The organism is Bradyrhizobium sp. th-b2, from assembly GCF_000426785.1.
GTDB classification, from domain to species: Bacteria; Pseudomonadota; Alphaproteobacteria; order Rhizobiales; family Xanthobacteraceae; genus Bradyrhizobium; species Bradyrhizobium septentrionale.
On the sequence record NZ_AUGA01000068.1, the window covers coordinates 14,321 to 28,881 of the forward strand.

Below are 14,561 nucleotides of genomic sequence, written 5' to 3' on the forward strand. Positions count from 1 at the left end.
CTAAAGAATCAAGGGCACGACGAAGGAAACAGCTGTGTCCACCGGAAATGGCATATCAATCGGGAAGTCACTCAGATTGACTTCAGCCTACAATTGGGAGCGGTGAATGAGAATGTACAAAGTTCTTGCCGTAACGGTGGCGCTGTTGGCCCAGCAAGAATGCAAGGCAGCGCAGAGCCTGCCAGAGGACATCGTGAATGCGCCGCTTGCACAATCCGATTACGAGCGGGCGCTCACAACAGAGGACCGCTATGCCCGGCTTACTGTCAATGTCCCTGACGTGCTGTTCTGGCTCGGCGAGGGCGACGCGCTCGTCTACCGCCGGACAACGCGAGGCAAGCAGCAGTTCATTTTCGTTGATGCCGGCAGAGGGGTAAGGCAGCCGGCGTTTGATCAAGCCCGCCTCGCGACGGCACTGAACAGGGCGAGCCACAAGCACTATAGGCCAGAGAATCTTCCTTTCGACCATTTCGAGCTGGCCGACAAGGGTGCCAAGATTACCTTCAATATCGAGCATCTGCGTTGGAGCTGCGATCTTGTCAGCGATGCCTGCACAGGTGCTGCAATGCAACCGGGCGACAGCCAGCGGAGCCCCTATGACGACACGCCACTGGCAGAGAACGATCCTGACAGGACAAGCGCCTCGCCTGACGGAAAATGGCTGGCCTACATTCGAAACTATAACCTCTACCTGCGCAGCCAGGATGGCTTGCAGGACATCCAGTTGACCTGGGACGGGTCCCAGGCCGACTATTATGCTCTCTTCACGCTAAGCTGGTCTCCAGCCTCAACTCACCTGGCTGCCTACCGAGTCCGTCCGGGTCTCCAGCGGGAGGTCCATTACCTCGAATCCTCGCCGGCGGACCAGCTCGAACCCAAGCATTCCACGATGACGTATCCTAAGCCGGGCGATGCCATCACACTACTCCAGCCCGTGCTGTTTGACGTCGCGAGCCGACGCGCGATTGCAATCGATGGCGCCGCATTCCAAAATCCGTACAGTCCTTCGGCGGTCCAGTGGTGGAAAGACGGTCGGGGATTCACCTTCGAGTTTAATCAGCGTGGGCACCAGCTCTATCGTCTGATCGAGGTCGACGCCGCCACAGGTCAAGTGCGCTCGCTGATTGATGAGGTGAGCAAGACATTCGTCGACTACCAGCCATTGGTGATGGACCAGGTGAATACTGGAAAAACGTTCCGCTACGACATCGATGATGGGATGGAGATCATCTGGGCCTCGGAGCGCGATGGTAACGAGCATCTCTATTTATTCAATGGCCGGACAGGCGAGCTCCAAAACCAGATCACCAGAGGTGATTGGGTGGTCCGCGCGGTGTATCATATTGATCCGATCAAGCGTCAGATCTGGTTTGGCGCGAGCGGAATGCACCCCGGCGAAGATCCCTATTTCGTCCATGCCTATCGCATTGACTTTGATGGGAAAGGACTCACGGCGCTCACACCTGAGCCGGCAAATCATCACATCGAATTCTCGCCTAACGGTCGCTACTATGTCGACCTTTGGTCTCGCATTGATGTTCCGCCCCGCATGGTGCTGTACCGCGCCAGTGATAATACCGAATTGATGCAGGTTGAGAGCGCCGAGATTGCCGAGCTCATCGCCGCTGGCTGGCAGCCACCCGTCAGTTTCAACGCCAAGGGGCGCGACGGCGAGACGGACATATGGGGCGTCATTCATCTGCCCGTTGATTTCGATCGAAACAAAAGATACCGCGTGGTGGAGCATATCTATGCAGGTCCGACAGGTTCCTTTGTTCCCAAATCCTTCTCGGCATCGTTTGAGCCGCTCACGCAGCTCGGCTTTATCGTTGTTCAGATCGACGGCATGGGTACGAATCATCGCTCGCGCGCGTTCCATGACATTGCTTGGAAAAATCTGAAAGACGCGGGCCTTCCCGACCGGATCCTATGGCACAAGGCGGCGAGCGCGAAGTATTCTTGGTACGATGTCGCCAACGTCGGCATTTTTGGCGGGTCCGCTGGCGGGCAGAACGCGGCTAGCGCGTTGCTTTTCCATCCCGATTTCTACAAGGTCGCGGTCGCAAACAGTGGCTGCTACGACAACCGGCTGGACAAGATCTGGTGGAACGAACAGTGGATGGGCTGGCCGGTCGGGATCGAATATTCGCAGTCCTCCGCCATCGATAATGCCCACAGGTTAGAGGGCAAGCTGCTGCTCATTGTCGGCGAAATGGACCGCAATGTTGATCCGTCCGCCACCTTCCAGCTTGCGGATCGGCTCATTAAGGCGGGAAAATACTTCGACATGCTTTATGTGCCCGGTGCAGATCATGGAGTTCCCGGCCGTTATGCGCAGCTCAAGCTCTTGGATTTCTTCGTCCGCAACATTCTCGAGCAAACACCGCCGAACTGGAACGCCAGCTCAATCGAGCGGCCGAAGAGCAAATCAGGCCATGATGGCTGAAGACCCATCGCGAGTCCGTCTAACAGCGCTATACCCGGCAATACCTGCTTCAATCCGGATCGGCGCGCGGCACCTTTCTGACACCGACGATCGAGGACGGATTGACGAGGGCCGCATCAGTTGCGCTCCCCAATCAGGAGCACGAAGGCCGCTCGCGCGACGGCGAGCATCGCGAAGCTGCGCGACATCGTGCTTGGTCCTCGCGACAAATAACAGTCGAAAGGAACTGACGGGCGAGCTGTTCGCGACCCGGATCGTGTGCACCATAATCGGAGCTAAATCCGTCTTGTCGGCCTTGTATCAAGCTGCAAGTTCGGTCACGATCCGGGATCGATGACGTTTCACCCATCGTCGGAACGATTGCCTGAAGCGCTTTGACGATCTGGTCATTCGCGCTTGCCAGGTCAGGCGAGGGGGGCTGATGGAAGGAGAGATATAAGAGCTCACGGCACGCTCGGGCAATGTTTGCTTCTATGGCAAAGCCGATGGCACCCGTAGGAACTCGGAGCCGGATTGCTTTTTGCTGTCCAGAGTGTGAGCGAGCTCCAGCTTGAGACACCTTTTCACTTCGCCGCAGCGAACCGCATTCCTGCGCGACAAACGCCTGGTTCTGCTGCGGTGATGGCTCTATTTGTGCACGGAGGGCTTAGGCGTTGTGTCGGTACGCGTGGGCAATATCGGATAATCGATCTTAGGCAGCTGCCCGGTGAGTGAATTCAGAAATGCCACGATGTCATCTTTTTCTGTATCGCTAAGCTTCGCGCCGAGTTGACTCTCACTCATTACGCCAACCGCTTCTTTGAGGCTCCAAACCTGGCCGGAATGAAAGTAGGGGGGCCGCAATGCGACGTTGCGCAACGGCGCAGAGCGGAAAACATACTCGTCGCTGGGCATCTTGGTGACGGCGAAACGGCCCTTGTCGTTTCTCGGCAGTAGGCTTGCGGCGGGCCGCTCCACCGCACCGAAAGCGAAGTAATCCTGCCCACCGACGTTGATACCATTGTGGCAAGACGAGCATCCCTTTTCGATAAACAGCTTTAATCCCGCTTTCTGCCGATCGCTAAGGGCATACGCATCACCCTCGAGGTACTGATCAAAAGGGGCGGCGGGCGTGATCAAGGTGGCCTCGAAAGCCTCGATGGCCTTGGCGAAATTTTCAAAGGTAACCGGCGTTGCATCGCTGGGGAACGCCTTACTGAACATAACGATATACTCGGCCATTGAATTCAATGTGTCGACCACGTGAGCGGGCGTCGCATTCATTTCGACGCTAGCCTGGACGGGACCTTCGGCCTGCGCCTTGAGGTCTGCCGCTCGACCATCCCAGAACTGCGCCACATTGAAGACGGCGTTGTAGACTGTTGGTGCGCGACGTGAACCCAGCTGCCAGCGATGCCCAACCGATGTCGGGCCAGCATCCACTCCGCCGGTTCCAAGGTTATGACATGTATTGCAGCTAATGACCTCGCTCGCAGATAACCTCGGATCGAAGAAGAGAGTCTTGCCGAGTGTGACCTTTTCGTGGGTGATGGGGTTGTCCTTGACCGCGGGAACGATTGAGGGGATCGGCCTGAAAATCCGCCTCGCGGCGTTCATCAAATCATTATCGGCGCCTGCCGCCGACGAAGCCAGGACCCCAGCGGCCAAGACATATAGCGTGCCCACCATGTAAAGCTCGCGTACCGCTGATTTCCTCATACTAAGCCTCACTCTCGTCGCCTTTGCCGGTATTTCGAACATCGGGGTGGGGTATGCGAGCCTGCTCGTCTCGCCCGGCTCGTGTTGCGGCTAGACTGCATACCAGGACTCATCCGCCGTCGCCGGAGTAGCAACCGCCGTGCCAGTGGAGCTTAAGGTCTAAGCCGCTGATCGGTCTCAAGCAATTGCAGACTAGCAATAGCAGAAGGCCGCTTGAATCTGCTGAATCGGGCGCCCGTCACAGACCGACAACCACTAGCCCCGACCAAAGGAGTTCTGGTCTACGCTTCGAACCTGTGTGCTCAGGTCGTGCGCTGTCGGTCCGGCGTTCTTCGACCGTGCAGGTTTCAAGACATTGGTCAGACGCCGAACAAAACGAGTAGCTTTGACGCAATCGGGCGATCGATTCGATGGATCCGCTGTGCCCTTGCGACGCCTTCAATAATACGCTGCGCTATCAACGGTGGGCCGCGATCATCGGCCGACATCAAATGGCGTTTTCGTGCGCGCTGCCGCGTGGAGTGCGCATTACTCGCTCACGTCAAGCTATAGATATTCCAGCCAAGAACGTTGTGACAGTGGCTCGACGATCAAAGTGCTTGAATCGACCGTAGCGTCAGGTTGTAGGTGTAGGCCTTGCTAAGGAGGATCGGACGCCCTTGCAGAACGGAATATTAGTAAGGAACATAACATCGCGAATGTCTCAAGATCCAGAACGGGCTGCGGGATCTGCAATTGCCAATCTCTATTGTTCTGTGGCCCGCAACAATTCTATAGCGCTGCTGCAACAATGACTCGCAAGTGTTGCAAAGCCGGGTCCGCAATAGCAGGACCGCTGCTACCGTTGCAGTGGCCTTCTTCCATGTGTTGCGCGTGGCGCAAAGAACAATAGTGAAGGACATGCAGCTTAGGGAGTTCTTGTTGAATCGGGAGCCACTAACGAGTTGGGCTTACCGGGCGCTTCGCTATCTAGCCGGCCTTGCAGCGATTGCGATTGCGGCCACGTGGTGTACAGGGAACGCCCGCGCTCGGGATCTGAGGTCAGAGGAGGTCTTGACGTCTTGCAGACCAGATGTGATGCGCTTCTGTGATCACTTCACAGGACGTGGAGATATAGACGCGGCCATGTTTTGTCTGAAGGACAATTTCAAAAGCTTGCGTATCGAATGTCGCCGAGTGATGCCCACCGCGGCGAAGAGAAGCGGAAGATCGAAACCAGGCGTCAACAGCCAGCCGATCGTCCTGCATCGGGAATGATGCCGCCGGCGCGGCAATTTTGCAATATCAGCGACAGTGACGTGCCAGAATTGATAGGGCGCCGGAGCTTTCGCCACGCTGGTTCTCGAAAGTCAATCGGGCTGGAAGCGTCGCCTGGCTGGTTGCAGTTGATCCGCCAGCGGGTACGTGCGCGCTACGACGCCATAGGCGTCGCTAGGCAATCAAAACGCAAGCATGTTGCGAGGTTTTAATGTGATCTAAAGATGGTAATCGCGGTGCTGTTGCGCTCGTTATCAGCGCTGCAGTCAATTCGGCGGGGTGCGAGGCCGCAGTAAGCAAGCCATCGGTTCGCACCAACTGGTCCGGGGGATCTATCGGCTTGCATGTTTGGGTTAGGGTCGCGCGGTTCAACCCATGGCGGTCTTCCAACTCAGGGCGCTCCGCGCTTGCCCTTCCCGTCAGCTTCGAAGGGGCTTCGTTCATATCAGCTACCAATCGACATTCCGAAGCGGTCGGTTGATGCCATTGCGGCGCTCTCGATGGGCGCTTCAGTGGAGCCGCTTGGGCCGATTGTGGCGATTTTGGTCGAATTAACTTCAGAGCATAAAGTCAAAGGAAATGCGACCTGCAAGAGCCGTTTAAAGTCAGAAAGTTGTTCAAGCAGACGCTTCTCAACGACCTCGCGCTCCGCACCGGGCAGCTCCGTTTCGAGCAACCTACGACAGCGCCAGATCTCGTTCCGTATCCACCTGATCTCACTCAATCGATCGTCAATCGAAATCATCGTGGATGTTCACTTGGCATTGGAGTATTAAGTTCATCGTCTGCAGTGCGCACCCGCTCCATGGCCCCACATTCATGCCGATTGATTACGTCTGAGAACTTGCGGCTTGCCGCCATTCCTCGGCAAAATGTGGTGAGCGATTCAACGTATGCAAGGTTCTTATCAATCTCATATCATCTTACGATGTGCGTGGGACTAGAATTTGCAGCAGATTGCTGCGGTTTCCGGCGTTGAATCGTGTAGGTTGCATTATTCCTGCGTTCCATCCGTGTCCATAGAAGATTTAACAGTGAGGGGCGGCGCTCACCCCATCATGGGATTCGCATAGCGGTGATGTTTTCTCGCAGGGAATAAGATGAGCGCGTGCAACTCGATCGAGTAAGCGGCACGCGCCGAGCTTGAGACCTCTGCGAGCAGATTGTAAAATGGCATTTAAAATAGTGTTGAACGAGAGAAGATCGGCGGCTGACGCCGTCCGCGTCGCAATGCCGATTTAGTAGCTTGAATCTAGCGTTGCGTCAGGTTGTAACCTCGCAGAGGCGTAAAAACAAAGGCGCGCCTGGCAGGCGTCTACGATTTATTGGCGATAATGATCGGGCAGGATGGCTCACTAATTGCCGATGTTCTCGCTTGGGAGCGACGGGCAGGAAAATCGGTTGCATCCTCGGCGGGACGACGCCGTTCTGTCATTGTCGATCGGGGTGGAAAGAACGAAGTTGCGATATTGCGTGAGACGATAGAATGCTACGGACAGGAGTGACAACAGCTGCAACCGTGTGTCTCGTCGCAGCGACAGCGAGCTGAGTGAACAGCCGGGAGCTCGCAAGGAGATGCTCCAATTGCATAGGTGGCTAATTGCCAGCCAGAGGCGATGATCGGTCACATTGACCGCGTGGCCGCACGGTGCGCCGTGGTGAAAGCTCGGAGGTCGTATGTCCGCTGAAACTAACCTGACGACGGCGCTAAGCGAAATTGATCGTGCTCGTGACATCGTTGAATTCTCAACCGCAGTGGTCGCGCGCGACAAGCAGCTCCGCAAGGCGGACCAACTGGTGTTTCTGCAGAAAGCGGCCGTTGAGTTTCAATCTAGATTCCTGCCAAGCTTCGAGGAAAGCATCCGTGCCGAAAGATCGTGGGGCTATGCCACGACGTGCAACGCGGTGAGTCGAAAAGCCGGAGGTCAGCCAGGGCGGGACGCTTGCGAAAAGATCGCTTCTCGCGTGTCGCAGATTGACCATGCTCTGATGGAGAAAATCGGAATCAGGGCCCTATCTATCTTTGCAGCGTCATTCGGCCGGCACTCCAGGAGCTCGGAATGTCACTATGGAGCGATCCGAATAGCTAGGCTTTGTCGCGAGGAAAGCAGGTCGCTTCAAGAGCTGAACAATCTGAGCCTGGCAGCGCTGATCAACGGTTTCAGCAAATGGCCAGAAGAGGCCGACTTTCGCCAGGCCGCCGTCGCAATCGCGGGTGAGGTTATTCGCCGTGCGAACCGCCACCACCAGCTCTCTGAGTTTACACAGCAAGGGTTGGTGAGTCTGGTCAACGGTTTCAGCAAATGGCCGGAAGAAGTGACCTCGCGCCAAGCTGCGGCAGCGCTGGCACTTGAAATCGTGCGCCGTCCCGGTCGGCTCCGCGCTTTTGCGCAGCAGGGATTGGCCATCCTGGTGAACGGTTTCAGCAAGTGGCCAGATGAGCGGCCCTACGGTCAAGTTACAGTCGCGATCGCTGGTGAAGTCCTTGGACGTGCCGCCCGGTTTCGTGAGTTTAGCGAGCAGGATCTGGCGAATCTAGTGAATGGCTTCAGTAAATGGCCAGATGACGCGGTCTCTCGTCAGGCGACAGTCGCGATCGCAAGTGAACTCCTGCGCCGTGCCACCCAGCTTCCTCATTATACCCAACAAGGACTGGCGAACCTGGTGAACGGCTTTTGCAAATGGCCGGAAGATGCGGTCTGTCGTAAGGCTACAGTCGCGATCGCTGGCGAGGTTCTTCGCCGTGCTGCGCAACTCCGCGATCTTACGCAGCAGGGGTTGGCAAACCTGGTGAACGGTTTTAGCAAGTGGCCGGAGGAGCTGGCCGTTCGCCGCGCCGCGGTCGCACTCGCTCGTGAGGTCTTGCGCCGCGCTACCCAGTTAGACGATTTTTCACAGCAGGGGCTGGCGAATCTAGTGAACGGCTTCAGCAATTGGCCGGAGGAGCTGCCGTGCGCTCAAGTGACCGTTATGCTCGCGGGCGAGGTGCTTCGCCGCACCGAGCGCGGGACCGGGCTCTCAGATTTCTCTGCCCAGGACCTCAGGGGGGTAGTGATCGGTTTCAACAGATGGCCGCGAGAGAGCGCCGCTCGCCAAGCCACGATCGCCGTCATCAATGAGGTCCTTGGCCGCGGTATCCGGCTCTTTGACTTTACCAGGCCGGAATCGGAGAATCTGCTGAATGGCTTCAGTAAATGGCCGCAAGACGCTGTCCGCCACCAGGCGATAGCGGAGATCATCAGGCAGCTGAAACTTTCGCAAACTGGAGCAGCGCAGCTCCGTACTGGAGAGAAGTGGTCCCAGCAGCCGAGGTAATCGAGCAAAGAAATCTCCCGGCGGTTGCGCTGTTCAATGCGTATCATGCAGCGACTCCGCGACACAACGAATCGACGCGGCGAGCTGCTCCTAATGATGTGATCGGGAGCGGCACATTACACAGAAGTGAGTAAACAATCAGAAGGGACGCAGTTGTTGATCGAGGCTGAAAAGGATGTCGTCGACCACATGCTCTCATCATTGACGACCAGCTTGTTGCAGAACCGTATCGCCCCCTCCAACGAACAGGTCATGCATCATTTCGGGATCGCCTGCGAGAGTGCGGGACTGATCGCGACGGAAGAGGCGGCAATCCGGATGCGCGTCTCACGCGAGATCAACAACGCGCAGTCGGTGCTTGAGTTCATCGGTCGCGGTGCGGATCGACTGCAGTGACTGGGCCTTAAGAAGCACCTATCGTATCGCTGCAGATGCTCAATTGTTGAACTGAACACGCCTGCGATCAAGACTCGGGTCATGGGCGTTTGCCGGCCTCTATCTGTGACGCCATGAGCGATGTTGGAAGATCGATCCTCGCGGCTGATGTCAAGCGAGACGGCAGTTCTTCATCCAAGAAGACATAGGATAGCTTTTGTTGATTACGTCGAGGGCGGGTGCTGCCTCGCGGTGGGGGTCAGCAACGTTACAGCGGATGAGCTTTGGGCTTTTCAAGAGCTGCGGCAGGTCGCTTCGGCATGCGCTTCTTGTCGCTCATATCACTGACGACGAAGTTGCCAGGAGCGGAGGTGTCAGTTCGAAATCAGGGGACAATGTACGCACTATCTGGTAACGCGCTGATAACCATGAGAGCACGGCGAGCCGCCATCGCGTCCGCACGTGTGGCGACGCAAGAGAGGCACGTCGACGCGAGCGCGGAGTATCACACCCGCTTAAACCGGCAACTGGCAGAGGATGGTCCCGACGGAAGACGTAGATGCCGAACCGTGCGCCCCGCTCCGCGACGAGATCGCTTGCGAGATCAAAAGCGTGGTAATGCGCGGGAAGCCCGGTGTTGAGCTGTGAAGCACCACTTGATGGAAGAGCCGTCGACACGTCTGGCTCCTCGCAACGTCAGCTGCTCACTGATCTTTCCGAGAGCCGGCGTGTCCGGATCGGCCGTTCGGCGTAAGAGCTGCCGCGGACGATCACGACGAAAGGGAGTGCTCTCGACTCGACGATCCCGGTAATGAATCGCGTCTGGTAATTGCATACGTTCATCTCTAATCGAAATGGACGGCGAGATGGAACCTCACGTGGCCCTTGTGCTCCTTAGGCTCGCGATGTTGGTCGCCCGAGATCGATAGGGGCCCCGCAGGATCATACTGGATTCCAGATCGCGAAACATAGTGTAATTTCCGCGGATCCACTGATGTAGTTCGGTAGACCAGTCCTTCTCGTTGCGCAGATACCCGGTGAATGAGAAGCTAAGTCGGTCGATATATCTCTTGAGAAACGGCGGCAGCGCGGGAATCCGAAGTACCCGCTCGCCATCCATCGCTCCAGGTAATTCTCCGCGGAGCACAAATTCATTGTGCACAGTGACTAGTGCCGGCGTCGGAATCCTTTGCCGCAGCATTTCATAACTGCGCATGGAGATGCGGTCAGTGCCAGCGACGAACAAGATGATAGGCGCGACATAGCAGCGCGCCGTCTCTTTGATGAAGCCAATCTCCTCGCACATCTTGAAGAACTCGTCGAAGGCATGAAAGCCGAGGTCGATCACCTTGGCTACCCGATCGTGGATGATCAGTGGGTCCATCAGCTGCATCTTGCCGTAAGTATCAATCACATCTGCGGTCTCCGTGATGTTGGGAAGGTAATCAAGTAATGACGGCTCCTTCAGATTGACATCAAACGACAACGCGGTGCCATGTTTCAGCAGCAAGAACTCGCTTACGAGGCGAGCGATGAGGGTTTTGCCGACCTGCGGGCTAGGAGAGCAGATGATGTAGATTGGGGTCGCTAACATAGCCGGCAGATCAATGTTGTTTGGTACGTGGCTCAACCCGGAGCGCGCTGAGAATCGGATTACTTCTCGCCGGCCTGGGTGGCTGACCTGGCGCCGGCCAGCTCCGTCAAGTTGATGCGGTCAAATTCCCTCCAGACATTTGCCAGCCAGTGCCGGACATAACCGCGCAGCACGAAGGAGTTGTTCGCTGGCTCATCGTTCCGCCCCTTGTTTGCGACGAAGTCCACGAATGGGACGGAAGCGACTTCGACCTGCTCATAGGCCATCTCGTTGAGTTTCGGTATGGTCAACTCGGTCGCATGCTTGATGCGGTGAAAATAGGAATTGTAGGTCGATTGGTCCCACTGAAAGAACTGAGTGTCGTTGATGAAGTTCTTGACCAGATAGTACTTTGCGCCGCTCATGAAGGTCGCGGTCTCAGCGATCTCGTCCAGAGAAGCGATGGATGATCCCAAGATATGGAATACGGCAAAGGTGATCTGGCCGGACCGCGCCGAATCCAAAAAGCCGATGTCGCGCAAGGAGGCCAGTGCTGAGGACAATAAGCCGGCGCGAGCATCGATGACGGTGACGGATAGCCCTGAATTCAGGGTATCGAAAATCTTCATCTGGTCCGCGGTCGTCGTCATATCGACGATCTCGGTGATCTCGGGATAGAAGCGCTTCAGCGTTCCCCGCGGCGACTCCGTGTCGAATGCGCGTGTTTGCACCTTATTGACGCTGAAGTAGTCCAGAAGCGTTCGTGATACGGTCGTCTTTCCGACTCCTCCCTTGTCCGCGCCCACCACAATCACAACTGGCTTCACCATGACAATCTCCTGAGACACTCGCTGTTGCCGCGCGCGAAGTACGCGATCGGCGAGTCTCTGCTTTGGACGCGAACATGGCAGAAAGAAGGGGCAATGGCATCTTTGATGCGGGAGCCGCGCAACTGATGAATATTCTGCAACAGCGAGCCGCAGAGGCCACTTGATTGCAGTGACAATGTAGGTCGAGAACAGCAACTAATCACTCGTGATCGTACTCCACGAGAGGTTTGCGAGTAGCTGAAGGGAAGTTCTCGAGGAGACAACTATGCGCGGGTGGTGATCATCGCGATCACCATTAGCTACTTGATGCGGCCGATTCTCGATCAGCCTGAAATGACGAGAATCGCACGTGGCGTCAGATTCAAGCTTTGATCGAACTGATCGAGGCGGTGCTATGAGGTGGGCTTGCGTCCAGGCAGGACCGAACGCTGCCCAGATAACTCTGATGAAAGTCGTCCTCTGTCTGCAGCTCGGCAGATTGGCAGTCGTTGCAAGGTGTGCCGCTCCGCAATTCGCAGGACTTCCCTAAGACGGGCCTTGTGGTTTCCTCATCCACCAAGTTGACAGGAACACGTCGCGATGCGGAGTAGGGCTAGGTCAGACGCATCCGCCAAACAGGCCGGCGCCGCCGCCTGCCGCAGCTTCAGCGATGACTGTTTCGGCGGATGTTATCCGGTCGGTGCCAGCCTTTCTTCGCGGGCCTGGACAGGGGAGCATCGGCCGAGCCACCTCAGCCGTTCTGGTCCGCAAGCCGCTGCTTGGGGCTCGGCCCATTCCCCTGTGGGCTTCTCGGCCCAGTTGCCGTTCGTTAGCAGAGCTGGCGTCGCCGGCACGATGTGCGCAGCTCGACCCAGATGAATATTTGTCAGTGAGAGCCTTCATGGAGCTCAGCATCAAGCTGACTTTGGATTGTATGGTGTGCAGAGCCGCTCCGGCGGTGCGCGCCATCGAGTGGAGGGCACCAGGAGCGGTGCCTCGCACCTCGGTCGCCACGGAGCTCCATACTCAATGGCGATCGCCTTTCGTTACATCGGGGCCAAGTTCCGTTGCGGCCAAGGAAGCCGACAAAGCGGGAGCCGCACACCGTTCGCAAGCAGCCGAGCAAAGCTGGACCGATTGCTCGACGGCTCTCGATGGGCGCACTGCGTGGTCAAGTGACCGCAAAACAAAACGCGGAGTTTACCTTCTTGGCAGCGCGCTCAACCGCGAGAACGTCACGAACACGACATTGCAGGTGAAATGGACGTGAACTCGGTAGCAACCGAGCAAGGATGGCGACTTGCGGCGCACGGCGGATCGCAGGGCAATGAGAGCGACGGTTTAGCTTTTCAGGCTCGCTGTGAGATTGATTTGGATGCGCATCTGTGCAAAGAGCCTGAGAGGCTGCGCCGTCCAATAAGCTGTCCGGCTCAGGCCGTCGTGCACGGCTGCTCGATTGCTGCGCGGGGCCATGTATCGTGGCCGATGGCTCCATCCACCTCCCTCTACACCGCGATTGGCTTGGCAACGTTTCTCATCACAGCGAGACGGGAGCTGGCAAACATCTCTCTATTGTACACTCCGCCGAAATGATCCAGGACGAAGGTTCCAGAATAATTCAGCTTGTCGGTAACGCGCCTGATGAGGTTATCGAGAATTGCGGCGACTTCGCCAATGCGGTCGCTATAATGAGCGCGAATAACGTTAACGGCGTTCATTGAGTGAACCGCCTCGTCGGCAATCACTTCTCTGAGCCAATAATGGAACGTGTCGTTTCTTGTTCTGGCGGGGTGCAACGTCAGGCTGCGGATCTTCGCAACTTGAGCAGTGTGGAGGTGCCTTCAGTGAAGCGTCAGGCCGCGGCGTCAAATGGCATGCGCGTTCCTAGTGTGGTTTGAACTCCCTGCCGCCACCGGGTCCATTCCCGCGCGGGATGCTTGGTGTCAGTGATCAAATTGTACCTCGAATTGTATCAGAGTCGAGTCGGACCAGTGCGAGAATCCATCTTGCTGACCACCTGAGTTGTCTCATCGTGAGCGGCGCGATCTACATGAAGTTGTATCCATCATCGTACGGATCCTGCGCGGGAGTCGCTGCGTTCTGGGGCCGCCCAGCAACACTACCGACTCTGTCTTCAGTTGCGGCAAGATACAAGGGTGGTTTGCCCTCTCGCTGCCATTGTCCATCTTCGTTCTTCTTCCACCTGTCCTCGCGCTTGGTAGGGTCAAGCACCATCATCGAATCGCTTACCTCAACGAAGCCCAATGCTCTTGCGCGAGCTTTCGCTTCCGGGTTGATCGAGTGAGACAGGACGAGCGGTTCGTCGCCATCGAGCCGAAGCTGATGTTCCAGCAGAATATCGCCTGCGTTATCGACAAGTGGATGGGTAACTCGGAAATCTATCCTTGACGTGATTTCACCTCGTCCGGGGAACTTCTCCCGCCACGGTTGTCGCCTTTGAAGAGCTCGCTCATGAGGCCTCCGGGCTCGGTTCGAAGAAGTCCAACGCTTTTGTTGCCCAGCTGATAGCTGAAATATCGCGCCTGTTCCGATCCGGCTTTCCTGCCGAAGCGAAACGGGGAGATTGGATCTGAGTACCGCTGCGGATGCGTAGCAATATGCCCGATATCGTCGCCATAAAACTCCTCTAGCTCGTTCTCGAAGGTGGACTTTAAGATCTCAACCACCGGGGGCTCGGAACCGAGAAAGTACGGCCGGGTTCCCGTCGAAGATGAGCCAGCGTGCTGACTAGAGCGGGATGGGTCTAGCTTGAATCGATTTGGGATTCCCAAATCGGAAGGCTTCTGATTCAACATGCTGGCTGGGAAGGAGGCCAGCATGGATGGGACGGAGCCTATTCGGACGACCTTCGTGAGCGGGTAGTGAGAGCTGTCATCAAAGGTGGCCTGTCGCGGCATCAGGCTGCGGCTCAATTTGGGGTGGGCATCAGCACGGCGATCAACTGGGTACAGCGCTTCCACGAGACCGGTAGCGTCAAGCCAGACCAGATCGGGGGCTATCGGCCAAAGAAGATTGCGGGGCCGCACCGCGAATGGCTGATGCAACGGTGCCGAAACGATTTTACCGT

Annotated in this window: 10 protein-coding genes and 1 pseudogene; 5 read left to right on the forward strand and 6 right to left on the reverse strand. The window is 56.8% G+C overall.

Annotated elements, in window-relative coordinates:
* The first annotated feature begins 112 nt into the window (after positions 1–112).
* The gene (locus K359_RS0140360) at positions 113–2,446 is read left to right on the forward strand and encodes a S9 family peptidase (RefSeq protein WP_029084296.1); all 2,334 of its coding nucleotides are present in this window, start codon (positions 113–115) and stop codon (positions 2,444–2,446) included.
* 627 nt (positions 2,447–3,073) lie between these two features.
* Here K359_RS0140360 and K359_RS0140365 read toward each other — a convergent pair.
* Together K359_RS0140365 and K359_RS0140370 are read right to left on the reverse strand one after the other, a co-directional pair.
* On the reverse strand, positions 3,074–4,144 hold the full coding sequence (locus K359_RS0140365; protein WP_029084297.1) for a cytochrome-c peroxidase: 1,071 nt from the start codon (positions 4,142–4,144) through the stop codon (positions 3,074–3,076).
* A 1,702-nt stretch (positions 4,145–5,846) separates the two neighbouring features.
* Positions 5,847–6,146: a hypothetical protein gene (locus K359_RS0140370; RefSeq protein WP_029084298.1), complete on the reverse strand. Its 300-nt coding sequence runs from the start codon at positions 6,144–6,146 to the stop codon at positions 5,847–5,849.
* Between the two features lie 932 nt (positions 6,147–7,078).
* On the opposite strand from K359_RS0140370, the gene K359_RS54685 reads away from it, so the two are divergent.
* Together K359_RS54685 and K359_RS0140380 are read left to right on the forward strand one after the other, a co-directional pair.
* A complete protein-coding gene (locus K359_RS54685) occupies positions 7,079–8,716 on the forward strand; it encodes a hypothetical protein (RefSeq protein WP_156928933.1) in 1,638 nt (545 codons plus the stop codon).
* Between the two features lie 156 nt (positions 8,717–8,872).
* Positions 8,873–9,112, forward strand: coding sequence for a hypothetical protein (locus K359_RS0140380; RefSeq protein WP_224496568.1), 240 nt, complete (start codon positions 8,873–8,875; stop codon positions 9,110–9,112).
* Between the two features lie 853 nt (positions 9,113–9,965).
* Here K359_RS0140380 and K359_RS0140385 read toward each other — a convergent pair.
* Both K359_RS0140385 and K359_RS0140390 read right to left on the reverse strand, forming a co-directional pair.
* A complete protein-coding gene (locus K359_RS0140385; RefSeq protein ID WP_029084300.1) occupies positions 9,966–10,685 on the reverse strand; it encodes a hypothetical protein in 720 nt (239 codons plus the stop codon).
* 59 nt (positions 10,686–10,744) lie between these two features.
* Entirely contained in the window at positions 10,745–11,494 is a 750-nt protein-coding gene (locus tag K359_RS0140390; protein WP_029084301.1) for a hypothetical protein, read from the reverse strand.
* A gap of 880 nt (positions 11,495–12,374) precedes the next feature.
* On the opposite strand from K359_RS0140390, the gene K359_RS62140 reads away from it, so the two are divergent.
* Positions 12,375–12,743, forward strand: a complete 369-nt coding sequence (locus K359_RS62140; protein ID WP_156928934.1) for a hypothetical protein — start codon at positions 12,375–12,377, stop codon at positions 12,741–12,743.
* A gap of 235 nt (positions 12,744–12,978) precedes the next feature.
* Here K359_RS62140 and K359_RS54690 read toward each other — a convergent pair whose 3' ends face one another.
* Positions 12,979–13,218, reverse strand: a complete 240-nt coding sequence (locus tag K359_RS54690; protein WP_245284872.1) for a hypothetical protein — start codon at positions 13,216–13,218, stop codon at positions 12,979–12,981.
* A gap of 654 nt (positions 13,219–13,872) precedes the next feature.
* Positions 13,873–14,160 carry a hypothetical protein gene (locus tag K359_RS64980; protein WP_245284873.1) on the reverse strand — a complete coding sequence of 96 codons (288 nt, stop codon included), beginning with the start codon at positions 14,158–14,160 and terminating at the stop codon, positions 13,873–13,875.
* Positions 14,161–14,311: 151 nt separating this feature from the next.
* On the opposite strand from K359_RS64980, the pseudogene K359_RS59645 reads away from it, so the two are divergent.
* Positions 14,312–14,561 (forward strand): annotated as a pseudogene (locus K359_RS59645) (helix-turn-helix domain-containing protein); the annotation flags it as partial.